At 57.5% G+C, this 20,013-nt stretch carries 30 protein-coding genes; 4 read left to right on the top strand and 26 right to left on the bottom strand.

Annotated elements, in window-relative coordinates; translation table 11 throughout:
* Nucleotides 1-8 precede the first annotated feature (8 nt).
* Nucleotides 9-1,100 carry a lipocalin-like domain-containing protein gene (locus AC1DVV_RS03420; RefSeq protein ID WP_477701725.1) on the top strand — a complete coding sequence of 364 codons (1,092 nt, stop codon included), beginning with the start codon at nucleotides 9-11 and terminating at the stop codon, nucleotides 1,098-1,100.
* Between the two features lie 48 nt (nucleotides 1,101-1,148).
* Here the strand turns inward: AC1DVV_RS03420 and AC1DVV_RS03415 are convergent, their stop codons facing one another.
* Nucleotides 1,149-1,391 (bottom strand): hypothetical protein, encoded by a 243-nt coding sequence (locus AC1DVV_RS03415; RefSeq protein WP_457278989.1) that lies wholly within the window; start codon nucleotides 1,389-1,391, stop codon nucleotides 1,149-1,151.
* Nucleotides 1,392-1,559: 168 nt separating this feature from the next.
* On the opposite strand from AC1DVV_RS03415, the gene AC1DVV_RS03410 reads away from it, so the two are divergent.
* From AC1DVV_RS03410 to AC1DVV_RS03400, 3 genes are all read left to right on the top strand, one after another.
* The gene (locus AC1DVV_RS03410; RefSeq protein WP_457278990.1) at nucleotides 1,560-2,471 is read left to right on the top strand and encodes a LysR family transcriptional regulator; all 912 of its coding nucleotides are present in this window, start codon (nucleotides 1,560-1,562) and stop codon (nucleotides 2,469-2,471) included.
* A 63-nt stretch (nucleotides 2,472-2,534) separates the two neighbouring features.
* Nucleotides 2,535-2,828, top strand: a complete 294-nt coding sequence (locus AC1DVV_RS03405; RefSeq protein ID WP_477667505.1) for a YciI family protein — start codon at nucleotides 2,535-2,537, stop codon at nucleotides 2,826-2,828.
* Nucleotides 2,829-2,991: 163 nt separating this feature from the next.
* Entirely contained in the window at nucleotides 2,992-3,603 is a 612-nt protein-coding gene (locus tag AC1DVV_RS03400) for a hypothetical protein (protein ID WP_457278992.1), read from the top strand.
* 33 nt (nucleotides 3,604-3,636) lie between these two features.
* Here AC1DVV_RS03400 and AC1DVV_RS03395 read toward each other — a convergent pair whose 3' ends face one another.
* From AC1DVV_RS03395 to AC1DVV_RS03275, 25 genes are all read right to left on the bottom strand, one after another.
* Nucleotides 3,637-4,338, bottom strand: coding sequence for a hypothetical protein (locus AC1DVV_RS03395; protein WP_477701726.1), 702 nt, complete (start codon nucleotides 4,336-4,338; stop codon nucleotides 3,637-3,639).
* A gap of 47 nt (nucleotides 4,339-4,385) precedes the next feature.
* Complete coding sequence (locus tag AC1DVV_RS03390) at nucleotides 4,386-4,586, bottom strand: hypothetical protein (protein ID WP_477646891.1); 201 nt, start codon at nucleotides 4,584-4,586, stop codon at nucleotides 4,386-4,388.
* A 39-nt stretch (nucleotides 4,587-4,625) separates the two neighbouring features.
* Nucleotides 4,626-5,198, bottom strand: coding sequence for a hypothetical protein (locus AC1DVV_RS03385; RefSeq protein WP_477707111.1), 573 nt, complete (start codon nucleotides 5,196-5,198; stop codon nucleotides 4,626-4,628).
* A gap of 36 nt (nucleotides 5,199-5,234) precedes the next feature.
* Complete coding sequence (locus AC1DVV_RS03380; protein ID WP_457278996.1) at nucleotides 5,235-5,672, bottom strand: hypothetical protein; 438 nt, start codon at nucleotides 5,670-5,672, stop codon at nucleotides 5,235-5,237.
* Nucleotides 5,673-5,767: 95 nt separating this feature from the next.
* Nucleotides 5,768-6,211, bottom strand: coding sequence for a DUF4826 family protein (locus AC1DVV_RS03375; RefSeq protein WP_457278997.1), 444 nt, complete (start codon nucleotides 6,209-6,211; stop codon nucleotides 5,768-5,770).
* A 130-nt stretch (nucleotides 6,212-6,341) separates the two neighbouring features.
* Nucleotides 6,342-6,920, bottom strand: a complete 579-nt coding sequence (locus tag AC1DVV_RS03370) for a pyridoxine/pyridoxamine 5'-phosphate oxidase (protein WP_477707110.1) — start codon at nucleotides 6,918-6,920, stop codon at nucleotides 6,342-6,344.
* 110 nt (nucleotides 6,921-7,030) lie between these two features.
* On the bottom strand, nucleotides 7,031-7,660 hold the full coding sequence (locus tag AC1DVV_RS03365) for a zinc metalloprotease (RefSeq protein WP_477702842.1): 630 nt from the start codon (nucleotides 7,658-7,660) through the stop codon (nucleotides 7,031-7,033).
* 167 nt (nucleotides 7,661-7,827) lie between these two features.
* On the bottom strand, nucleotides 7,828-8,307 hold the full coding sequence (locus AC1DVV_RS03360) for a hypothetical protein (RefSeq protein WP_477707109.1): 480 nt from the start codon (nucleotides 8,305-8,307) through the stop codon (nucleotides 7,828-7,830).
* Between the two features lie 290 nt (nucleotides 8,308-8,597).
* Nucleotides 8,598-9,263, bottom strand: a complete 666-nt coding sequence (locus tag AC1DVV_RS03355) for a hypothetical protein (protein WP_477702779.1) — start codon at nucleotides 9,261-9,263, stop codon at nucleotides 8,598-8,600.
* A 208-nt stretch (nucleotides 9,264-9,471) separates the two neighbouring features.
* On the bottom strand, nucleotides 9,472-9,864 hold the full coding sequence (locus AC1DVV_RS03350) for a hypothetical protein (RefSeq protein WP_477702778.1): 393 nt from the start codon (nucleotides 9,862-9,864) through the stop codon (nucleotides 9,472-9,474).
* Between the two features lie 113 nt (nucleotides 9,865-9,977).
* Nucleotides 9,978-10,661 (bottom strand): hypothetical protein, encoded by a 684-nt coding sequence (locus tag AC1DVV_RS03345; RefSeq protein ID WP_477702777.1) that lies wholly within the window; start codon nucleotides 10,659-10,661, stop codon nucleotides 9,978-9,980.
* Between the two features lie 85 nt (nucleotides 10,662-10,746).
* Nucleotides 10,747-11,343: a hypothetical protein gene (locus AC1DVV_RS03340; RefSeq protein ID WP_477667519.1), complete on the bottom strand. Its 597-nt coding sequence runs from the start codon at nucleotides 11,341-11,343 to the stop codon at nucleotides 10,747-10,749.
* A 559-nt stretch (nucleotides 11,344-11,902) separates the two neighbouring features.
* Nucleotides 11,903-12,250: an iron chaperone gene (locus AC1DVV_RS03335; RefSeq protein WP_477688885.1), complete on the bottom strand. Its 348-nt coding sequence runs from the start codon at nucleotides 12,248-12,250 to the stop codon at nucleotides 11,903-11,905.
* 104 nt (nucleotides 12,251-12,354) lie between these two features.
* The gene (locus AC1DVV_RS03330; protein WP_457279009.1) at nucleotides 12,355-13,107 is read right to left on the bottom strand and encodes a transglycosylase domain-containing protein; all 753 of its coding nucleotides are present in this window, start codon (nucleotides 13,105-13,107) and stop codon (nucleotides 12,355-12,357) included.
* 144 nt (nucleotides 13,108-13,251) lie between these two features.
* Nucleotides 13,252-13,740, bottom strand: a complete 489-nt coding sequence (locus AC1DVV_RS03325; RefSeq protein WP_477702776.1) for an SMI1/KNR4 family protein — start codon at nucleotides 13,738-13,740, stop codon at nucleotides 13,252-13,254.
* A 96-nt stretch (nucleotides 13,741-13,836) separates the two neighbouring features.
* On the bottom strand, nucleotides 13,837-14,187 hold the full coding sequence (locus AC1DVV_RS03320) for a hypothetical protein (RefSeq protein WP_477702775.1): 351 nt from the start codon (nucleotides 14,185-14,187) through the stop codon (nucleotides 13,837-13,839).
* Nucleotides 14,188-14,290: 103 nt separating this feature from the next.
* A complete protein-coding gene (locus AC1DVV_RS03315; RefSeq protein WP_477702774.1) occupies nucleotides 14,291-14,920 on the bottom strand; it encodes a glutathione S-transferase family protein in 630 nt (209 codons plus the stop codon).
* 49 nt (nucleotides 14,921-14,969) lie between these two features.
* Nucleotides 14,970-15,410, bottom strand: coding sequence for a tetratricopeptide repeat protein (locus AC1DVV_RS03310; protein WP_457279012.1), 441 nt, complete (start codon nucleotides 15,408-15,410; stop codon nucleotides 14,970-14,972).
* A gap of 84 nt (nucleotides 15,411-15,494) precedes the next feature.
* On the bottom strand, nucleotides 15,495-15,809 hold the full coding sequence (locus tag AC1DVV_RS03305; protein ID WP_457279013.1) for a hypothetical protein: 315 nt from the start codon (nucleotides 15,807-15,809) through the stop codon (nucleotides 15,495-15,497).
* A gap of 70 nt (nucleotides 15,810-15,879) precedes the next feature.
* Complete coding sequence (locus AC1DVV_RS03300) at nucleotides 15,880-16,332, bottom strand: DUF3592 domain-containing protein (RefSeq protein ID WP_457279014.1); 453 nt, start codon at nucleotides 16,330-16,332, stop codon at nucleotides 15,880-15,882.
* A gap of 208 nt (nucleotides 16,333-16,540) precedes the next feature.
* Nucleotides 16,541-17,236 carry an orotidine-5'-phosphate decarboxylase gene (pyrF, locus tag AC1DVV_RS03295; RefSeq protein ID WP_457279015.1) on the bottom strand — a complete coding sequence of 232 codons (696 nt, stop codon included), beginning with the start codon at nucleotides 17,234-17,236 and terminating at the stop codon, nucleotides 16,541-16,543.
* Between the two features lie 82 nt (nucleotides 17,237-17,318).
* The gene (locus AC1DVV_RS03290) at nucleotides 17,319-17,993 is read right to left on the bottom strand and encodes a hypothetical protein (protein ID WP_477688884.1); all 675 of its coding nucleotides are present in this window, start codon (nucleotides 17,991-17,993) and stop codon (nucleotides 17,319-17,321) included.
* Between the two features lie 46 nt (nucleotides 17,994-18,039).
* Entirely contained in the window at nucleotides 18,040-18,459 is a 420-nt protein-coding gene (locus AC1DVV_RS03285; protein WP_457279017.1) for a DUF3052 domain-containing protein, read from the bottom strand.
* 655 nt (nucleotides 18,460-19,114) lie between these two features.
* Entirely contained in the window at nucleotides 19,115-19,489 is a 375-nt protein-coding gene (locus AC1DVV_RS03280) for a hypothetical protein (RefSeq protein ID WP_457279018.1), read from the bottom strand.
* 78 nt (nucleotides 19,490-19,567) lie between these two features.
* Complete coding sequence (locus AC1DVV_RS03275; RefSeq protein WP_477702773.1) at nucleotides 19,568-19,960, bottom strand: hypothetical protein; 393 nt, start codon at nucleotides 19,958-19,960, stop codon at nucleotides 19,568-19,570.
* Nucleotides 19,961-20,013 lie beyond the last annotated feature (53 nt).

Here is a 20,013-nt window from a genome sequence, read left to right as displayed (position 1 = left end):
AGAGCCCGATGCGCCTGCCACTGTTGCCCGCCGGTTTGCCAAGGCGCCAGCTGTTGCTGGGCGGCGCGGCGGGCCTGGCCAGTCTGGCAGGCTTTGAAAAAGCCCACGCCCTGCCCGCCAAAACACTGGCGTTCCCGCGCGACCGCGGCGCCCACCCCGGCTTTCGCAACGAGTGGTGGTACATCACCGGCCAGGCCACGGCCGCGGATAGTCGCCTCTTCGGCTTTCAGCTGACCTTTTTCCGTTCACGCGTGGACGATACGCAGGGCATGTCGTCAAAATTCGCCGCGAGGCAACTGGTTTTTGCGCATGCCGCCATCACCGATGTGCAGGGCAACAAACTCTGGCACGACCAGCGCATCGCACGGGAAGGTTTTGGCGTTGCAATGGCCAGCGAGCAGGACATGGCTGTCAAACTGCGCGACTGGTCCCTGAAAGCCGAAGGCGCAAGGTACACCGCAGAACTCCCGGCCAGCGACTTTGCGCTCAAGCTGCAGTTTGAAGAAACACAGGGTGTGCTGCTGCAAGGCAACAAGGGCTTGTCGCGCAAAGGGCCTGACGAAAAACAGGCCAGTTACTACTACAGCCAGCCGCAGCTTGCTGCGCGCGGCACCCTGCAAGTCAAAGGAAAAAACTTTGCCGTTACCGGAACAGCCTGGCTGGACCACGAGTGGAGCGAAGAGATCCTGCATTCAGACGCCACGGGCTGGGACTGGATAGGCATGAACCTGCTGGACGGCAGCGCCCTCACCGCTTTCAGGCTGCGGGGCAAAGACGGCAACACGCTGTGGGATGGCGGCTCGTTCCGCTCAACCAAAGGAGGGCTGTACACCTTCAGCCGCGGCGAGGTGATTTTTAAACCCGTACGCCACTGGAAAAGCCCGCTGACGCAAGCGACTTATCCGGTCGAGTGGATCGTCCGCACGCCCGCCGACTTTTATACGGTCAGGGCCGTCATCGACAACCAGGAGCTGGACAGCCGCCAGTCGACAGGTGCGATTTATTGGGAAGGCTTGAGCGAGCTGATCGACAGCAACGGCAAGCGCGTGGGGATGGGGTACCTGGAGATGACGGGGTATGCGCAGCGCCTGAAGATGTAGCGCCCCAGGCCGCCGCCGGCCGCAGTTGCGACGCAGCGCCCAGAGGGATCAATAGTCGGCGCGGATCAGGCGCTGGGCACGAGGGCTCATGTTGCGGCGGATATTTGCCGTCAGCCATGGGTAGGGCTGGCCAGGCGCAGCGGCGACAGACGGTGCACCGGGCAGCAGAAATTGCGCAGCATCCATCACCTTGCGCAGCAAGGAAGACAACGAGGAAGAAGCCTGCAACGAACGGCCACCGACAGAGGCGTTGGCGGAAGCGGGCTCAGTGAAAAATGCGGTGCGTGTCATGGAAGGTCCTTTCGAAGTGACGTGAGCGGCAACGATTGCCGAAACAGAGGTCATGACGAGAATATAGGGTTTACGAGTATAAAAGTAAAACGACTTATATTGCGTTTGAATGCAGAAAAATTGCATTTAGAGCACGGCCTCTAAGGCCGGACAAATGGGAGACACGCCATGGATATCAACCTCGCCCGCACCTTCCTCGAAATCGTGTCCTGCCACAGCTTTGTCCAGGCCGCAGAACGGCTGCATGTCACCCAGACCGCGGTCAGCGCTCGTGTGAAAACGCTGGAAGAACTGCTGGGACGCACGCTCTTCGTCAGGAACAAGGCCGGCGCATCGCTCACGCCCGCAGGCGAGCAGTTTGTACGGCACGCCATGACGCTGGTGCAAGTCTGGGAGCGCGCCCGCCATCAGATGGCCGTGCCACCCGGTCGCCGCGCGCTGGTGACCGTTGGCTGTGAAATCAGCCTCTGGCAACCGCTGATGCTCGACTGGCTGTTCTGGATGCGAAAAAACGCACCCGATCTGGCGCTTCGCACCGAGGTGGGCGTTGCAGAAGACCTGCTGGAACGCGTGGCCCACGGAACACTGGACATCGTCATTGCCTATGCACCGCGGCAGCGCCCCGGCCTCAGGATCGAACTGCTGATCGAAGAAAAACTGGTGCTGGTCACCACCTCGCCCAGGCTCGAGATGCCGCAGCCCGCCGACTACGTCTACGTGGACTGGGGGCGCGAATTCTCGGCACAGCACAGCCTGGCGTTCCCGGAGCTTTCCAGTGTCGGGGTCTCCTCCAGCTTGGGGCCGTTGGGGCTGGAGTACCTGCTTGCGGTGGGCGGTGCCGGTTATTTCCGGCAAAACGTGGTGCGCAACCACATCAAGGAAGGCCGCCTGTTTCGCGTGCCAGGCAAGCCGGAGTTTTTGTACCCCGCTTATGCCGTCTACGCAGCCAACGCAGACATGAAAGTACTGGAACCCGCCCTGGCAGGCTTAAGGCAAGCCGCGGCGGGAAGCCAGGGCGGCAAGGTGCGCACTGCCAAGCCGGCAAAGGCTCCCGGCAAGGGCAAACAACCCTCATCGTGAATCTCACAGCCCCAAGTCCCTCACCTTCATCACTTCATTCATCACTTCAATCAGGATGGCCCAATGCGCTGGATAGCCCTATTTGACGACACACCTGCCATGCTGGCGATCCGGCAGGAGCGTGAACCCCTTCATCTTGCCTACCTTCGGCAACACCAGGACGAAATCCTCATCGCAGGCGGTTTGCGTGAAACGCCCGGCGACAGCTTTGTAGGGGGCCTCTGGGTCATGGAGGTTGCGTCCAGGGCGCGTGCCGCGGAGCTGGTCGAGAACGACCCCTACTACGTGCCGGCTCATCGCAGCTACCGGCTGCTGGCCTGGGGCAAGGCATTGGCTGACAGGCAGGTGATTTTGTAAGCAAACCCCAACATCGTCGCACCCATGTCACCGTTCAGCGATAGAAAGGGACCAAGAGCAAGGGGTGTTCCGTGACGCAAGCGCGGGAAAAGGCTGCGTGACTACACTCGACCCGTGCTGGTAAGCCTCTTGCCAGCCTTTTCCTCATGCAACCGGAACTGAAATGGACTTTTTTCTCCTGGTGACCTTTGTCGCCATCGGCACCTACCTCCTGAAAGCCAGGGAAGAACGCCAACGCATAGCGCTGCTGGGCAGCCATCTGGGCAATTACCAGATTGAAAAACTCATGGAAACGCTGGCTGACGGTTACCTGCGGGCACTCGGCGAAAAAGAGCCCGAGCGGCGCGAACAGGTCTGGCAACAATTGGCCAACTCTGAAGCGCAGCTGGCCGTGCAGTTCAGCAAATTTGCGACAGAGTTTGCCAGGGTGCCTGAACCCGAGGCCCGCGTCAGCCGGCTGCCCATCAGTTTTCCCTTTGCGACGCTGATCCTGCCGGCCATGAGCTTCGACATGCGCATTGCCCTGGCGATCCACGCCGCCGGTATTGCGCGCGTGGCCCAAAATACCGCCGGGCTCAGCCCCAAGGCCAAGGCCTTCACGATGTCGGCCGAACTCTTCCTGATGCAGCACACCTGCCACTGGTTTTGCAAATCAAAGGCCATCGCCTCGGCCCGCGTGCTGGTGCGGCACAAGACACCCCATGCGCAGCTGGTGGATTCGGTGTCGCCGGAGACGCGTGAGGCTTATAGCGTGCTGATCGGCGGCGGCAGATAAATAAGCGTGTGAGGTACTTTCACGCGCGACGCCTCACGGCCTTGCAACCATTGCTTTCACTTCCTCGCTGAGGCGAAGAACTTCCGGGCTTGTTGTCACCCCGACTGATATCGCGTCCAGGCCATCGACCATCGTGCATTTGAAAGTCGCATCCGCCTGTTTGTTGCATTCCATGACACCACGAGACTTGCCATCCACCTTGAAACGCGCAGGATGAAAGATGTAGGTGAGATCCGAGGGATCTTTTGAATAGACAGTGCGATCCAAAAGATCGTCCGGAAACTTCTTCTCGGTCATTTCCCTGATGAGATAGGCCATCCGGGCCCCAAGTTGCGGCATCGCCTGTTTGGTTTCCCTGTTGTGCGCGCCGTGCAGGCCAATCATGGTTTTCGCCAGAGGAGCGCCGTCGCTGTAGTAGCGGTGGACCCCTCCGAGAAAAACAAGGCCGCATGCGGACTCGCATTTTCCTGAGACTGCAGTGTCGAGGCCTGCATCCCGAATACGCCTTGCAAGTTCTTGCCCGTTCCAGAGATCGCCCCCGGGGCTGTTGTGCAGCAAAACGAGCTTCACTTGATTCGTGGCAAGCTGGTCCTTGAGCTGGGCAACATCACCGCCAACAACCGGTCCGGACATGATCAGCGTTTCCCCAATGAGATTGAAGTCCATGGCCAGGGCCGGCGTGACGGCGAGCTGGAACGCGACCAGGACGAGCCATCTTCTATGGTGAAACGGCATTTGTGGCGCCTTAAAGGTTTGCCAAGCCACTCAGCGACAGGCAAACACTATTCATCAAGGAAATCACCTCGGTAAAAGCTCCAGGCAGTTCCGTCGTGAAGATAGAAGTACCCATCAGCGCAGAAATCTTTACCGGGGAAAAATTCGCGATACGCCTTGGGAACAAGCCGTGACAGCTGCGCGTCCGTGAGTTCGTCGAACTGTTCGGGCGTAATCGGTTGGCCGACTCTGAGTTTGGGAGATTCCATGGGTGAACGGGGTAGTTGGAGGCGTATGGATGATGAGCGTCATTGTGCGGTGAAATCCTGCCCTTGGCTCTGGCGCAGAAGGTGCGGAAACCTCGGAAGCAGAAAATCAACCCAAAGACCCAGGTCAGCCACCGCGTAATACGGCAGCCAGACATCGACATCCGGCTTCCATGCGTCAGGATTCACTGTCTGAAGATCAGCGATTCTCTTGCGCCACATCTCGCCCTGATAGCCCGGAAGTTTTGCCCATTCGTGTACTGGATCCGATGCCGCGGGCTCTGGAATGCGTTTGGCCAGCTCCGCTGCGATGGAAAAACCGAGCTCTATATCGGCTGCACTCAGAGTACGCAGCACGCGGGCATTTGGCCCACCGCAGAGTGACGATTCCGCAGACTCCTGATGAACCAGATTCAGTGTGAACGAACTTCCCGAGAGTTGACCTCCCCAGGAATTGACCTGAAACCACAGACACCAATAACCCGGCCCGGCAGGTCGAATAAACGCACAGGAGTAACCGGGCCGCCGCTTCCAGCCGTTCGCCGTAAACCATGGACTGAGCGCGCGCCTCAGCGCAGCGTGTACGACCTTGCTGGTTGCATAAATGGTCATCATGACGCCTGACGTTTGAGATAAGAAGGCCAGGCGGCTTCAGGAGAGCCATTGAATGGCCAGCATCACAAAGAGCAATAACCAGACCGTTGAGCTCAATACAGCTGTAAGCCAGTTTGTCCATTTAATGCTCCCTGGGTACATGCGGCCCAGAACGACAGGGCTTGACGCTGCATCGTAGAGCGACCAGCCACCTATGGCGGTAAAAACGGCCAGGGCCCACAGGCTTCCCTTTGATGCCGAACTGAAAGAAACCGCCGCAATGGTTGTGGCCAGGACGAACCAGACAACGCTGATCCAGAGGAATCCTCTGGCCATGTCACCTTTTTCCGCCGGCGCCATCGAAGGCTCGACTTTCTCTACAGCTGCGAGCAATTCCGGCAAGGGTTGCCTGGAACGCAGCGACGCAAGAAGCAATACGGCCTGGACACCAGACCACGCGAGAAAAATGAACAGGGCTTGAGTTGTTGATGGCATATGCGAAGAACTTAAGGTTTGTGTGCCCACCCGAAGCAAGGCTCAGGCCTGTGATGCGAGAAGACCGAGGTCATTAGAGAAAAAACTTGAGCACGTTAAAGCTCATCGTCTTCCCATACCGCTGGGTCGTCGGCCCATTCCAGCAGTAACCCGGCCCTCGATGCGAGCATGGGGGCGAGTTCTTCCATGTTCTCTCCCGTACCAATGACAAACGTTGGGTGCCGCTCCCCACGCGCCATGCATCGAGCCGCGTCCTGCCAGAGAGAAGCGATGGCATGCACCGCCTCCCGTGGAGTTCCAGCCTTGCTTGAGGAAACATAGTCGTTCGGCATATCGCCAGAGATAGCCCACCAGCCCACCGAACCAGGGCTCTCAAGGCTTTCGACGGTCCAAACTGAGACATAGGGGGCAAGGTGCCACGCAGGCTCAACGCCGATCCGGCCATGCACCAGGCCTTCTCGCTGCAAGTATTCGGATACTTCAGCACGGCGCTCTGCACACCACTGGGCTTCAACTTCGGGGTTGTCGTAATCGGGCATTGTTAAGGCCTAACATTTGGGCTGAGTGGACTGTAGCAGCAGGCCGCGCGGAACCGGAACTAACAGCACGGTGTCACGTGGCCTGCTGTTGCGGTCCGCTCAGATGATGGGTTACTCCCGGCGAGATACCCTAAGGTTGCAGGAACGCTTGCTCCCAGCTGGAACCAATGCGGGAATAGGTCGTGCGCGCATGCAGGCGGCTCTCTTTGAATTCCAGGAATTCAATATGCTCGGCCCGGAGCCTGAATCCGCCCCAGTTCGCGGGGCGAGCGATTGGCTTGCCATAGTACGCAGCTACGGCGCGTCCGTATTGATCCGAAAGCGACTCCAGGCTCGCGAGCGGACGGCTCTGCTGAAATGTCGCTGTGGCAATTTGGGCATCCCGCAGACGGCCAGCCCAATGTACTTCGGCCTCCTGTTCCGGTATTACCGTACAAACGCCTTTGATGCGTACTTGCGTGGCGATATGCTCCCACCACAGCGTAATGCCGGTCTTGGGGTTGCGAGCGATGTCCAGGGCCTTGCCAGAGTCAAGGTGCGTGCAGAAGACGAAACCCGTCTCTTCCGCTTCCTTCAGATCGACGAACCGCGAACTGGGGTATCCATCCGCATCGATGGTGGAAACACAAACAGCGTTCCTGTGTTTGGACGACCCACGGCTCCTGGCGTCGAGCCATACGGTTTTGAAACGCTCAATGGGACTGCGCATATTCCCCCAAGGGTCTGATGTTTGACATGAGAAACCCGACCTGGCTTGCCGTGCGAGTTCATTTTTTGATGGGAAGATTAGACATCTACCCTGCGCTTTGTGCCGGGCATCTACTTCTTTTTCAACCTCTCAAGGAGTTCCGAAGTCACCTGTTGGGATTCTATTTTGATCGCCCTGCGCCTCTTGAAGTCAAAGACACGGCGAGCGCTACGCATCGCCCTTTTTGCAGGAAACAGAAAAGCGTTCCAGGCAAGCGGCAATGCGCGCCATGCTTTGTGGCCGTCCAGCGGTGCAACGGGAATCAGGTTGACGGCCCCTATCACTATGTTGACGTCTATGAAGACGAACAGGATGGGGGCGAGAAATTGCTCCCAAGCAGGGTAAAGAGACCTCAACGAATACTTCAGTGCGAGCGCCAGGGCGAGTACGCAGAGTTGCGCAAGAACCCCGCCCCAGGCAATGAAGAGATCGCTTCTCTCGTAGTAGGGTTCTTCGTGCTCACACTGACCGTGTAGTGCATAGAGCCGAATCGTGTACACCTTGACGTGCTGCGAACGGGCCACGATGGCATGGCCAAGCTCATGCGCAAGGAGGAGCGCCAGGTAAGCCACGAGCGTTACTGCGGCCCAAAGGAGGCTCCCGCGTACCCACCAGTACCACGGTAGCCAAAGTAGAACCGTCCAGTGAAAGTAGAACGGAATACGCTTCCACTTGCCGAATTTCCAGAATGCCGAGAGCATCAAGTTCAAAGCCTAACGAATGAAAGGGACGCGCCCGCTAGTGACGCAATGCCTGCCATTGCCGTACAGGCGCTGCATCTGCGAATACGAAGCGAGCGCCGCTGCGCAGGCGTAAGCGCAGTTGTTCGTCTTCATCGAAGGATCTGTATATGACGCGCTTGCCAATGTCATTTGGGACCAGCTACTTTTCCTTCGGCCGCAGTGGCAATTCTGGCAAGCAGGCTATTCTGAGCTTCAAGAATTGCGTTTTGCCGTTCGAACATTGCAAGCGTCCTGCTCTGCGGCGAATCCTTCCGCTTCATGCGTTGCATGAAGAAAATCCACACGCCAATGAGCAAAAACATCGGACCCCAGCTAACAAGAAAGTCAACGAAGGGTGAACTCGCGGGCTGCTTGGTATTACGGCTGCCACGAACTTCCGCAGAAACTACGCGGACACTTTGCGTTGCGTAAGCGTCTTTCGACTGTGCAGCGTCATCCCGAACGCGAAATGCCGCCTCCTGCTTGGCGGGAACGACAACGCCGTATAGCGGTTGAGTCACCGTGTCTATCAGCGTCCGCTTTGTGTCGAAGTACTTGATCTCGACGACAACTTTTTCCAGGCAATCAGCCGAAGAATTCTTCAATGCACCAAGAGTGGTGACCATCCGTCGACCTTCTGAGTCTGAAATACTGAAAGAGGGAGCGACTACCTTCAAGTCTTCGACGGATCCCGGAGGGCCATCTGCTTTCGTGCAAGCGAGGACGGAGGCAGTCAAAAGTTGAAGAAGAAGCAAGACAAGAAAGTTAACGTGTTTCAATTTGACTCCTGGCTTCAATGGCTCTGCGACGCCCGACATACGAATGACCGGCAACAAAGTATAGGTGCGAACGAACGGAACGGATGCAATTGGAAGTCCATGTTGATTGGACTGTTAGTCTGCATGTTCATCGTGCCTTAGCGAGGAATTTTTTTGATGGACGAAACAATGGCGGCAATCTCAGGCTGAATTTGATTGGCGGCGTCTTTGGGGTAGAAGAAGGAAATATCGACGAATTTGTCCTCAACAATTGCATGAGCGGAAAGGACGAACATCTTTCCGAATGAGGCATCTTTTTCGAACCTGTGTGCCCATGACGGCTCCAGGCCAAGGTTGATTTTGTTTTCCAGTTGATAAACGCAATCTGCTTCAACGCCTGGTTTATATTCAGTGCACTTGGGTGGAACATCAGGAGAAATAGATGTCGCAACCCCACCGTTTAATTTGAGCTTAAATGTCACGCATTTGATGCATTGCGTCTCGGCGGCCAACTTTACGTTATGGGGTGCTTTGCCAAGCACACTTTGAGAAATGAGCGCCAAATTTGCATTCTTCGGAACCGGAGTGGCAAGAGCAACCAGTCCTGGAGATGCCGTAAATTCACCTACGGCAACGGGGCTCCTTAACCATCGTTGCATTGACTGGCCGGTAGGGATTTTTGTCTTTTCGTATTTGGTAGCCCAAGCCGCAGGTAATGTCATCGACAAGCCCGCCTCTTCAATGAGAACTTCATCGGCTCGGGCCATGTTTGCAAACGCCAACAGAACGCAAGCGATGGCTATTGTGTAGCGGTAAAGAAGCATAGATTCCTCGTTAACGTTTGACTCAAGTGGGAAGCGACAGACGCAGCCGGTTGGCTGTCCTCTTGAAGAAGTAGTAGTTAGGCGTCACTGCATATGTTGCCATGCGCCCGTTCCACTAGCCCTCGGCTCCGAGCCGGCGTTTCCGTTCATGCCTGTGCAGAAACTCTGTCTGGGAGTCGGGAGGCTTAGGCGTCACTTTTGAAAGCACTCAAGGCACATCGTGCGGATTGTATTTTCCGGCGACAAGAAAGTAGAGAGCTACGGGCAAGCAGGCAATCCCGATAACCACTCCGATGGCACCGAACAAAGAGGTAACCAGGCTCATGGCGATCAGGCCAAGGCCTACGGTGAAGATTGCGACTGCCAGAACAACCCTGATCAACAGCGGCATAGGCCGCCAGTGGGATTCTTCGGCTTCATCCTGAGCTTCGGTTGACGGCCGCAGAAGGACTGAGCTGACGTATCCGGCAACAACGGCAGCGACTGCCATCTTGACGAATGGCCACACGGAGATGCCGGCTCTCAGATCGGTCTTGACGGTCGCGACGACATAAATTAGCCAGAAGGCCCAGCACGCACCGACGAGTAGAAGTTTTTGCATGGCCGGTGACGACTAAGGTTTGAGATACCCGGTACAACCCTGCTTGGCGAGGCGGCCAAGGCCAACAATGGCGGCTACACCATTGAATGGAGGGTTCCCGGCGCCGCGCCGGCTCATGTGGGCAGTCCGCATGCGGCGATAAACGCTTCCAGAAAGCCAACCATCGGCGTGCCGCGCTCGCGGTAGCGAGACAGCTTGCCGGATGCCCGGGCGGCAAAGTCAGGCGCATTTGCCGCCTTGGCGATGGCGAGGTCGGCATGGTAGTTCATGGGTGTCCATGTGGTGGGGCGGCGCAAGAACCGAAACGGGCAGTCGGCATCCGGTACGCGGTTAGCCCAATGGTCCAGCGCTTGCCAACTGTCGATCCCTGCCAGCAACGGCAGTGCATGCGCCAGTACAGAGGCAAGCTCAGCCGCGGCACGCTCTGCTGCCGGGCCGTTGTTCACCAGCATGGTGTATTGGTTTTCACCACCAGGCAGCACGCCCTTTAGGCTCAATGGCAGGTTGTGCGCGTCGGCCAATCGCTTGAGGTCGATCTCCAGATCGAAGCTCGCCATCGACGAGACAGCGGCTTTCATATGGGACGGATATTTGGGGCAGAGATTCAATGCGAACTCGAACGACCAACTCGGCACACGCCCGTAGAACTCAAGCTTGAACAGCTTGGTGGAGCTTGTGAACCAGCTGTGGCCACGGCCGCTCTTCCAGCCCTGAAGGGGTCCGAAGGTCGGTGTCAGCAAATTCCGCAGCGTGCTCGCCGCGAACTGGGGAGAAATGGGCTCGGCGATAAGACTCATGGGGTTGGGGTGGCTGTTTTGAGTAGCAGAAATACCGTGCCCCCGTTTGAGCTGCGCGGCCCCTGGCAAGACACAGCACTTCTGGTCAACTCGCTGCCACCTTACGGCCAAACCAGAAGCCAAGAACGCCCAACGCCACCGCGATCCAGCCGATGGTGTAGCCGCCGCTGTTGCCCTCGACAAGCCTGGCCTTGAACGCGGCTGTATCGCGGTACGCGATCACCTGGCGGCTTGGGGTGCTCAGGCTGAACACCGACTTTTCGTCCTTCGGATCGAACCTGACTGTCACGGTTTCACCACCCAGCCCGTCCAGCGAACGCTCAGAGTTCGGCTCGCCCACGCGCACAGTCTCGATGCCTGCGGAGGTTTGTATGTCCAGCTCCGCGTAACGGCTCGCAAGTACACCTTTTTTTGTCTTGCGCTCAACAACGCGGGCGCTCAGGGCTTTGCCGGTGGCAGTGCTCAATTCAGCCTCAGAAGGGACCTTGTGGCGCGACGGGCGCTTGCGGTCCTCCGCATACTCGGCACCGAGCCATACCAGGCCCCCAATGAACAGCACAAGTGAAATCTTTGTCAGGCTCAAAACCAATTCCCCCCAATATTTGAAGTACATCAGTGACGAACGCACGGGGTCCTTATCCAGTGCTCGCCGCTTGTCTCGCATGAATGCGAGGATCCCCATCCCAGGCGGGCCTCCGGTCGTGAGACCTGCGGCTTCATCAGTTCACCTGGGGAGGCAAATCACGGCGATTATCACCATGAGAATCGACCTCGCCAAGAACGCTTTGGAACCTATGGCGTGGATGCGACAGACAAGCACAGGCGTGCGCACGAGTCCGGTCGTCAGATAGGCCCCCTTCCCGCTCGAAATGCTATTGATTTAATAGCTGTTTGTGCCCGTCCACATTGGTCTGCAGCCAGTTTTCATGCATAAAAAGAGGTCAAAACCGCTCTTTGGAGGCCACTACAGGGTCTTTTGCGAGGTATGGCAGCGCCAGAATCAACTGTTTTTGGGTATTTTCATATACGAAACAGGCCCCAAGACCAATGCGGATGAGCGCAAGCAGCTACTGATTTGATAGCAAAACAAGGGGCGCGCAAAAAAGCGCCGTCTTCGTTTCAGCCCTATGCAGAGGCAGGCCTCAGTGCGCGCATGCCGCAGCGTCGGCGCTGCCCCCTGCCCCACCTGCGGCAAAGAGAACTCCAGGAAGCAACGAAAGGTCAGGGACCACGCTCGCCGTTCACTTGCGGCCGTACTCTTGCGACAGCGCCAGGGCAACCCGGCCAATAAGCTCGATAGGAAGCTCCTCCTTCAGCGGGAAGGACAAATTGCCCTTTTCGCCACGGTATGGCGCGAGTTCCTGTATGAGGCGCGCATCTTGCGTGACAGGCGGATAGACGCCAATGTGCTTCTTGAATGCAGCGAAGTAGAAGAACACCCGACCGCGCTTGAATGCGGGCATGTTGTAGCTTACGCAGCGCGAGGCGCCAGGCACCAAGGCCTCAACTTTTTCCTGAATGGATTGGAGCTGAAGGCGCGACTCGGCGGGCACGCTCGCGAAGTACTCTTCATGTGAAGCGAAAGCCATGGCGTAATTCGTGCTGTCTAACGTTTGAGATGTGAGGCGTGACCCGGCTTGCCGGGACGCGTCCTCTCAATTAAAAGGCTGGGCACCACTGCAAGTCAAGTGCGTTAGCTACCAGCGCGCTCAGGCCTTGCGTCAGTGACAAGTCGCAAGATTGACATGAGGGCTTCTTCCGCCAGTGTTCCGTGTTGCTTTCCGTTGTACTCAACATCCAGCAGGCTCGCAGGCCGATACTTGCCAGAGAGGTAGGCGTGAATACGTTGAACGCGTTGGGTGTTTTCGGGCGTCCCAGGCTTCAGGTTATCGGGGGCTATGTGCATTGCGACGAGCGACAGGAACTCCTCGTCAGTGAGTTCCGCAAAGCTCTTGCCGAAATATGCCTGTGCGGCGGCCGCATAGCCATGAACAGGCTGGCCATTCTTGCTGCCCAGATAGCAGATATTCAGGAACAATTGCATTTGATCGTTCTTGGAAACCAGCGAATCCAGGGCGTATTGCGCAATCAGTGTCTGGCGAACTTTAGCGATACCTTGCTTGAACCCGTCCGGGAAGTAAATGAGCTTGACCAGACCTTGCGTGATGGTCGTCATTCCTGCGCCGGGAGTTTGAAGATCGACGCCGTGATGCCGGGTGAACGCCGGGTCTTCGACTGCCAACAACATGGCTTGCCTGTCCTTCGACAAGTCTGTGGGTTTCAGCCGGGCTCCAAAGCGCTTCCAGGTTTCGGAAATCAGAGACGGTGTTGCAACTCTGGCAGCCCTCACTTCGTTGGCGTAATAGCCGGCTGCGAGAACCAGGGCAAGTGCACTTGCACCTGAGAGCCCCAGGATCGTGCGAATGACTGCTTGACCGATCTTCATGTTGTGGCTGATCTCGGAAAGTGATGTGCGAGGGAATTCGTGACGCCTAACGCGACGTTGACTGGCGACCCGGCAAAGTTGGGAACGAAGGGGGCGAACGCCGCTGGACGTCCGTTTCGAACGACAGGTTATGTCGCAACAGCCTCAAAGAATGCTCTCCGGCCGATCCGCGTATCGGCTCATGAATAGACGGAATGTCGGAGCCATCTGTTCCCCACCCTCGTCCGAGGCTGTGACGCGGTACACCGGGGCGAGTTGATTCCGGTCGCTCGTCAGTCGGACTGCGTAAAGCCAACTGTTCATAAGATGATCAGCGAACACGAAGCAGTCGGGATACGCGAAGCGATCCGGATAGATGACACCGCCTGAATCATCCAGTTCGTCTTTCACGGGCCTGATCTCTGCCAACGGCCAAAAGCGGAAATACACATCATCCATCTCATGGCCGGTTCCGTTTTCAGCAACGAGATAGGCCCGGACATCCTCAGGCAAAACTACTTCGTACCGGCGCTCAAATTCCGCAATCGCTTCCTCAGTTGCGCCAGCGCTTACGCCCACTCCAGCGTCGCGCCATTGCTTGTGCACGCGCTGCCAGAGATTGCCGACGTCAGGAGGCGGTGGCGTTTGCGACATAACGTAAAGGTGACCGGACCATCAACACTTGCGGCGAAGCCCCATCCTGTCGTTGTGGGTGCGCGTCGATGGATATGTTATCCGGCCTACTCGTCGTCACAACGCCTCCCGAATTGCAGAGGCCAAGTCCTCAGCGAAACGCCGAGCACCCTCCTCACCCAGTTCCACAGGATCACCGAATGCAGAAATTGCCTTGACCATAACGGCGCCACTGTCGGCCCACGCTCTCGCGACTTCGACTTCGGTGTCCGGCGCATCGATAGCAGCAATGATTCGGGCGAGCAGCTCAAGCCCCTCGCTTCGACTTGCACCGACCCGGGTCTCGAACTCGGCTTCGGTGATATTGATACCGTTGCAAACCTCATTCAAAGAGTTCGACAAAGTGACCAGCTCCGAGCGCGTAAGCGACAAGAGAATGCGTCCGGACGACTTGAATGCAAGGTTCATCAACACACCACACAATTACCAGCTGGATAACGTTTGACATGAAAGGCAGGTCGAAGGGCGCGAAGCGGCCTCTGAAGTGTCCGCCTGACGGAAGAGTCAGGCCTCATTTCGGCTCCCCTTCCTCTTGAGCAATGACCTTGGCGACGAGAGGAAGCACCAGCATTCGCGCCCTGTGATCGAGGATTCGGGGAAGGCGGGCGAGGTCCACCCCGTCGGCCTCCAGCCAACGGGCGAGGGTTAGAAGATACAGATCTGACACAGAGAACTCTTCACCCAGAACCCACGGTCCACGCAGATACTCGTCTTCAATAAGCGAGAAGGCGTCACCCACGGATTGAGGAACCTTCCTTCGCATGGCGTCCCACGCTTCAGGTTCGTCTGCCCATCTGTGGCCGCGCATTCGGTGGGCATGGGCGACATGAACCGTGGAGCACAAATAGCTGTTGAAAGCGTTCATCTCCGCAAGTCGAAACGTGTCACCAAGCGGAGCCAGATGCGCGTCCGGGTACGTCTGGGCGATGAACATGAGCATGGCCGGTGTTTCCGTCAGGACCCCGCGCCCCGTCACAAGCGCTGGAACCCGGCCCTTCGGATTGACCTTCAGGTAGTCTGCCGCCCGTTGTTCATTCTTCGAGAAGTCGATCCGGACCAGTTCGTACTCTGCATTTGCATGAGCCAGCGCCAGATGCGTTGCCAGCGCACAAGTATTGGGGGTGTAGTAAAGCGTGAGCATGTGACCTCAATTCTGAACTGACGATGCAAGGAAGTGCTTCAAGTGACGCCTAACGTTGAAGTTGACCGGTTTCAGCCAACAACTCGATTGCCCCCGTGTGCCCTTGGCTTGCCGCCGCCGTCAACCACCGGAGAGCCTCGGTTGTGTTCTCCGGGAACTGCAGAAGATGCTGGCCGAGTTTCCACTGGGATGAATCCAGCCCCGCCTCTGCACATTCACGGAGAAGGCGGACGGCAGCCAAGACGTCCTGACTTGTGCCCATGCCGTGATAGGTGAAGCTCGCAACCCAGTGCTTTGCCTCCAGCAGGCCGCCGGCGGCAGCTTTCTTGTACCAGACCAGCGCTTCGACCGGGTTCCTGGGCGAGCTCTCGTCCGCCAAGTGACCAAGATAGAACTCGGCCTCGTGGTCCCCATCTCCGGCGAGTTCGTGCAGCCGTTCCCGCGCCTCTTCGGGCGCCAGATCGTAATAAATGTCCTCGGCGGCCGTCACGTGACGCCTAACGTAGAGGGTGACCGGACCGCAACATTTGCGGCGGAGCCACCTTGCAGTTGTGGATCCGCGTTGACCGACCAGTTAGACCGCATTGGGATCTCCCAGCGTTTGATACATGACATGAGTTAGCTCAAACTGGTTGCAGCCACGCGACGCAATGCCGCCCTCGTCATCTGGGCGTTCGAGCTCCCACCCCTCTTCTACGTCGGACCAGTACAGCAGCTTATCGCCAAAGGCAGCGACGGCAACGACATACTCACCCGGTGAATCCGCGACCGACAGCTCACGCGGAGCTATGCATGCCTTCTCTAAAGCTGCCCGATGCTCCGGATGCAACCCGCGAAGGCCGTCTTCCAAAAGGTCGGCGACTTCAGCGATGGTGGCAGAGCGAAACATTGAGGTGCGGTCTAACGGTTGACTTAACCGGACCGCCGCAGGCGGGTCCGCTTGAAGGAAGGGCTTGGCATCATTTCGCACGGCCTGAAAAGAAGAAGCGGATGACCAACATGGCCAGTCCCCCAAGCAACATATAGCGACCAACGCCCTTCTGGGCATCAGAGGAGTCGTCCTGGTTGATGTCTTGAAGCGTGCTGGGTGCTTCAGGTAGATAGCGAACCGTCATGGTGGATGGGACAGAGTTGCTGCGCAAGGCACGGCCAAGCTCCGCAGCAACGCCGACTTCAGTCCGAATTTCGCGACCATCCTCCGTAGTGAAGCGAACATGCGCTGTGTAAAGGCTGTCAGCATGGGTATTCTTCTTCTCCTTCCACTCCAGCCTGGTTACCTCGGCCTTGGTCGTCTTGCCGTGATCGCGCAATGCCGAAAACTTGGTGGCGTTCTTGTGACCGGCATACATAAAAAAGATGCCAAACACAACAAGACAGATCGCGACGACTCGGCTACCTAAGATTCGAAACATCGGTGGCTCCTTAGGCCTAACGTAAAAATGATCGGACCACCAACAAATGCGGCGGAACCACATCCTGCTGTTGTGGCTCCGCGCCGGTTGATATGTTATGTGGCGTAGCGTATCGCGACTTCATATGCGATTCAAACAAGAATGTAGCCACGACGACGCCGAAAGACAAGATACCGGCTTGCCGGGGTACGTCTGGTTGATTGAGGGGTTAGACGCCATTGCTAAACGACTCGACTGCTGTCCGGTACGCTGCCAGTGGCTCCGAAGCACCTGCTATGGCGCGGCCGATGACGATGTGAGTGGCGCCTGCCCTGGCCGCCGCAGCAGGAGTGGAGATGCGCACCTGGTCTGTGGCTGCCGGCTGGGAAAGCTGAATGCCGGGGCAGACGATGAGTACCCCGGCAGGCAAGGAATCACACAAGTAGGCGGCCTCCTGGGCGGAGGCCACGATACCGTGGCAGCCTGACTTGCAAGCCAGCGAAGCGAGGCGGAAAACCTGGTCTTTGACTGATGATGCAAGACCGATCTCTGGGAGCTCGGCGTCAGAAAGGCTTGTGATGACCGTAAGGCCAAGAACTTTTAGATTGGAGTATGGCTCGGCAGCACTGGCAGCCGCTCGCAGAACGGCCGAACCCGCCGACGCATGGACCGTGACCATTGAAACCCCAAGCTTGCCAGCGGCTTTGACGGCACTGGCTACGGAGTTGGGTATCTCGTGAAGCTTGAGATCGAGGAAGACCTGTTTGCCTGCCGACACCAGCTCTCGAACTACCTGCGGTCCAGCCTCTGTGAGCAGCTGAAGGCCGACCTTGTAGTGATCGGCTTCGGGACCGAGCCGATTGACCAATGCCAACGCCTCAGCCGAGGATTCGAAGTCGAGCGCGACGATGACTGGTGATGGCATATGTGAAATGGAGTCTAACGGTGGAGGCCAGACGCGGCCGCAGATCGTCGCCACTGGGTCGATTTGTTAGCTGTCTTGCTCTTCATCGGGATCGCACCTTGAAGTTTTCGTCAATGTGGACGACCGAATCAGACGAGCCACGGTTCGAACAGTCAAAGCCTTGCAATCTGAGTATCGGAAAGCTGTTGAGGCGAACGTTGACGTCCTTGTGCCTCTTGCCCGCGTGGCGTGAATGAATGGCAGTTTTCGTCAAGTAATTGTTGCTGACCCTGTAGTAAGACCCATCGTTATAGTTCTCGTCAAGAGTCTCTTCGCCGACGAATTCAAGGTCTTTGAGACTCGCGTTGTATCGAAACTGCATGGTGTAACTCGACGCGCGAGCGGCGTCCGCATACTCAACTGCCTGGACAAACACAGAATTCTTTTTTATATCGATGTTATAGAACTTGCTCACGCGACAAAACTCGTCAGACGCGGAAAGGACTCCGTAGCTTCCATCCGGATTTCCCTTGAGAATGAAAAGGCGCTCCTCGCGCTGTGGATTTCCACCTCTCTGCCCAGTGGCCACCAAAGCCAGATCAGCGATTCCGTCACCGTCCAGATCGCCTTCGGCGCTTGTCCAAATGAAATCCAGATGCGGAAAATCGGCCGAGATTACGGAGATGGCCTTCCGTCCCGTTGGCGTGTATTCAGCAGATACAGGCAGGGCTGAGGTGCAGAGAAGCGCAAAGATCAGCAGGAGCCTGGTGGCTACCATGAGCGGCACCTAACGTTTGTCTTGATGGAAGGGTTAGGCCGCATTCTCAGCGAAGCTCCTTGCGAACCACCAATTTGAGTCCCGACCAGACTTCCGTGACGGCGCAGACCTTGATATCTACGAAGCCAAGTGGCAGCGCCAACTCGCGGATAGTGTCTTCTGTGATGGTGGTCGGTACCTTGGCTGATTTTTTTGGCCAGGAGACCCACAGCGCTGCGTCGGGTTTCAGCTTCTTGCGCAAGACACTCAGAGTCTTTGCCAGTTCTTCTCGCTGCGTGACAAAGGCGTGAGCGATATCTACCTTTGAATCGGGCTGGCTCACAAACTGCACGGCTGGTGGAAGTGGGGCCAACAGACTTTCGTACTCCTCAGGTGCTGCGATGAGCAGCACTCGATGCGCCTCTTTGATGCCAAGCTTCCTGGAAAGCGGCGTTCCAGAGTATCCAGCGGTGTTTGAGGTTGCCATGCGTCTTAACGTTGGACATGAGAGGCGGCACAAGGGTGAAGCCCCTGTGCCGTTCTCTCGATGGAAGAGTTAGTCGCCTGTTTCATCTGCGAGGCTTGGCTTTTTTCCCTTGCGGCGTGGTGGCTCCCGGCCCACAAAGTGGGCAAGTACCATGAGTCCCAGACCGAGCAAGATGAAGAACGGAGGTCCAAGGAACAATAACAACACGGCGCCAACCAGGACAAGAAGGCCGAAGCCTGGCGCGTTTTCGGCGCGTGTGGCCTGAACGGCACCCTGCGTTCCGCCTAAAACCGCAACCCACATTGCCCAAGCCGCCACAAATGAGAGCAGCCCTGCCAGGAGCAGAACCCTACGCCATGCCTTGGATGCACTCGGCGCGCCAAACGCTACGGCGGCACCGAGCATCCAGGCGCCAACAGGCGCCGCAGCACCTGGCAGGAGTGATCCGAAGGACACCCAACCGAGCAGAGCAACGAGGGCTCCGCCTAAGAGTGCAGGGCCCAGGCGACCGGCAATGGTAAAACTAGGCATGCTTTTTTTGGGATGTCATCTGTGCTGAGGGGCCAGGGAGTTTGCTGCGGCCTAACGTAGAAGTGATCGGCAGACCATATGCGCGCGACAGCGTGCCTCGAGGACGTCCGTGTCGACTGCCATGTTATGCATTGCCCGTCCCTTTGGTTAGCTGCTTGCTCCGAATATGAAAGGCCCCGCCAAGTGCCATGAGCAGAAGACTTCCTTCCGCAAACACGGGGCCGATCGCCACGAGGATTCCGAGCCACCGGGCCGCCCCGATCACCAAAAGCGTGATCCCCAGAATCCGTAGCCTCTCGCCACGTTCGATGCCTCGGTCAGCCAACGCGAGCCAAAGGGATACAAGGGCAAATGGCACGGACAGCATCACCCCCGCGACTATAAATGCTGCGGCGTACTGAGCCGGGTGTCCAGCGGACGGGGAACCTGCCAACACCGTAATCGCCGTGGCAGCTAACACCGCCATGAAGCCGAACGCAACACTCAAGATTGTTTGCATTTGCCTACCCTTTGACGTAAGGAGCGGCCCGCTTGCGGGACGTCCCCTTGACGGAGAGGTTAGGCAGCGCCGCGCCGCTCACGGAGTTGCCCTGGTCCGTTTGGGATTCGACGGGGGCGAAGGCCAGGAGTTTGTTTCCGTCATATGGAGGTTGTCCTCGACAGTCTGGAGCATGGAGTCGGCTTGTTCTTCGACGGTTGTGTGCTCAAGATACTGCCAGGGAGTCAGACTGTGCCACGTACGCCTGTACTGCTCTGCCCGATAGCACACTGCAGCCACCTTGGCGTTCAGGTTTGATGCAACGCCTTCGACGGTGCCCGTGGCGAGAATGTCGCGAACGGCCTGTGGCTTCGATTCGGCTTTGCGCTTGGCAAATTCCAGCGCCTCAGAGAGCAACGCCTCGTACTTGGCTGCCATTTCAGACAACTTCGCCTTGTTGTCTCGCTTGGTGATGCGCCGAAACTCAGCCATTGCACTGCCTAACGTAATGTATTTCGTAAAACCTGCGACATAACCTGACGCTT

The sequence above is a fragment of the Polaromonas sp. P3_B4 genome, assembly GCF_056402835.1.
Note: the sequence above shows the minus strand (reverse complement) of the source record. Positions and strands in the feature narration are given on the sequence as shown.

Coding starts and splice junctions, on each gene's coding strand:
- AC1DVV_RS03420 (WP_477701725.1), top strand. CDS start 9: ATGCGCCTGCCACTGTTGCCCGCCGGTTTGCCAAGGCGCCAGCTGTTG.
- AC1DVV_RS03415 (WP_457278989.1), bottom strand. CDS start 1,391: ATGACACGCACCGCATTTTTCACTGAGCCCGCTTCCGCCAACGCCTCT.
- AC1DVV_RS03410 (WP_457278990.1), top strand. CDS start 1,560: ATGGATATCAACCTCGCCCGCACCTTCCTCGAAATCGTGTCCTGCCAC.
- AC1DVV_RS03405 (WP_477667505.1), top strand. CDS start 2,535: ATGCGCTGGATAGCCCTATTTGACGACACACCTGCCATGCTGGCGATC.
- AC1DVV_RS03400 (WP_457278992.1), top strand. CDS start 2,992: ATGGACTTTTTTCTCCTGGTGACCTTTGTCGCCATCGGCACCTACCTC.
- AC1DVV_RS03395 (WP_477701726.1), bottom strand. CDS start 4,338: ATGCCGTTTCACCATAGAAGATGGCTCGTCCTGGTCGCGTTCCAGCTC.
- AC1DVV_RS03390 (WP_477646891.1), bottom strand. CDS start 4,586: ATGGAATCTCCCAAACTCAGAGTCGGCCAACCGATTACGCCCGAACAG.
- AC1DVV_RS03385 (WP_477707111.1), bottom strand. CDS start 5,198: ATGATGACCATTTATGCAACCAGCAAGGTCGTACACGCTGCGCTGAGG.
- AC1DVV_RS03380 (WP_457278996.1), bottom strand. CDS start 5,672: ATGCCATCAACAACTCAAGCCCTGTTCATTTTTCTCGCGTGGTCTGGT.
- AC1DVV_RS03375 (WP_457278997.1), bottom strand. CDS start 6,211: ATGCCCGATTACGACAACCCCGAAGTTGAAGCCCAGTGGTGTGCAGAG.
- AC1DVV_RS03370 (WP_477707110.1), bottom strand. CDS start 6,920: ATGCGCAGTCCCATTGAGCGTTTCAAAACCGTATGGCTCGACGCCAGG.
- AC1DVV_RS03365 (WP_477702842.1), bottom strand. CDS start 7,660: ATGCTCTCGGCATTCTGGAAATTCGGCAAGTGGAAGCGTATTCCGTTC.
- AC1DVV_RS03360 (WP_477707109.1), bottom strand. CDS start 8,307: ATGGTCACCACTCTTGGTGCATTGAAGAATTCTTCGGCTGATTGCCTG.
- AC1DVV_RS03355 (WP_477702779.1), bottom strand. CDS start 9,263: ATGCTTCTTTACCGCTACACAATAGCCATCGCTTGCGTTCTGTTGGCG.
- AC1DVV_RS03350 (WP_477702778.1), bottom strand. CDS start 9,864: ATGCAAAAACTTCTACTCGTCGGTGCGTGCTGGGCCTTCTGGCTAATT.
- AC1DVV_RS03345 (WP_477702777.1), bottom strand. CDS start 10,661: ATGAGTCTTATCGCCGAGCCCATTTCTCCCCAGTTCGCGGCGAGCACG.
- AC1DVV_RS03340 (WP_477667519.1), bottom strand. CDS start 11,343: ATGGGGATCCTCGCATTCATGCGAGACAAGCGGCGAGCACTGGATAAG.
- AC1DVV_RS03335 (WP_477688885.1), bottom strand. CDS start 12,250: ATGGCTTTCGCTTCACATGAAGAGTACTTCGCGAGCGTGCCCGCCGAG.
- AC1DVV_RS03330 (WP_457279009.1), bottom strand. CDS start 13,107: ATGAAGATCGGTCAAGCAGTCATTCGCACGATCCTGGGGCTCTCAGGT.
- AC1DVV_RS03325 (WP_477702776.1), bottom strand. CDS start 13,740: ATGTCGCAAACGCCACCGCCTCCTGACGTCGGCAATCTCTGGCAGCGC.
- AC1DVV_RS03320 (WP_477702775.1), bottom strand. CDS start 14,187: ATGAACCTTGCATTCAAGTCGTCCGGACGCATTCTCTTGTCGCTTACG.
- AC1DVV_RS03315 (WP_477702774.1), bottom strand. CDS start 14,920: ATGCTCACGCTTTACTACACCCCCAATACTTGTGCGCTGGCAACGCAT.
- AC1DVV_RS03305 (WP_457279013.1), bottom strand. CDS start 15,809: ATGTTTCGCTCTGCCACCATCGCTGAAGTCGCCGACCTTTTGGAAGAC.
- AC1DVV_RS03300 (WP_457279014.1), bottom strand. CDS start 16,332: ATGTTTCGAATCTTAGGTAGCCGAGTCGTCGCGATCTGTCTTGTTGTG.
- pyrF (WP_457279015.1), bottom strand. CDS start 17,236: ATGCCATCACCAGTCATCGTCGCGCTCGACTTCGAATCCTCGGCTGAG.
- AC1DVV_RS03290 (WP_477688884.1), bottom strand. CDS start 17,993: ATGGTAGCCACCAGGCTCCTGCTGATCTTTGCGCTTCTCTGCACCTCA.
- AC1DVV_RS03285 (WP_457279017.1), bottom strand. CDS start 18,459: ATGGCAACCTCAAACACCGCTGGATACTCTGGAACGCCGCTTTCCAGG.
- AC1DVV_RS03280 (WP_457279018.1), bottom strand. CDS start 19,489: ATGCAAACAATCTTGAGTGTTGCGTTCGGCTTCATGGCGGTGTTAGCT.
- AC1DVV_RS03275 (WP_477702773.1), bottom strand. CDS start 19,960: ATGGCTGAGTTTCGGCGCATCACCAAGCGAGACAACAAGGCGAAGTTG.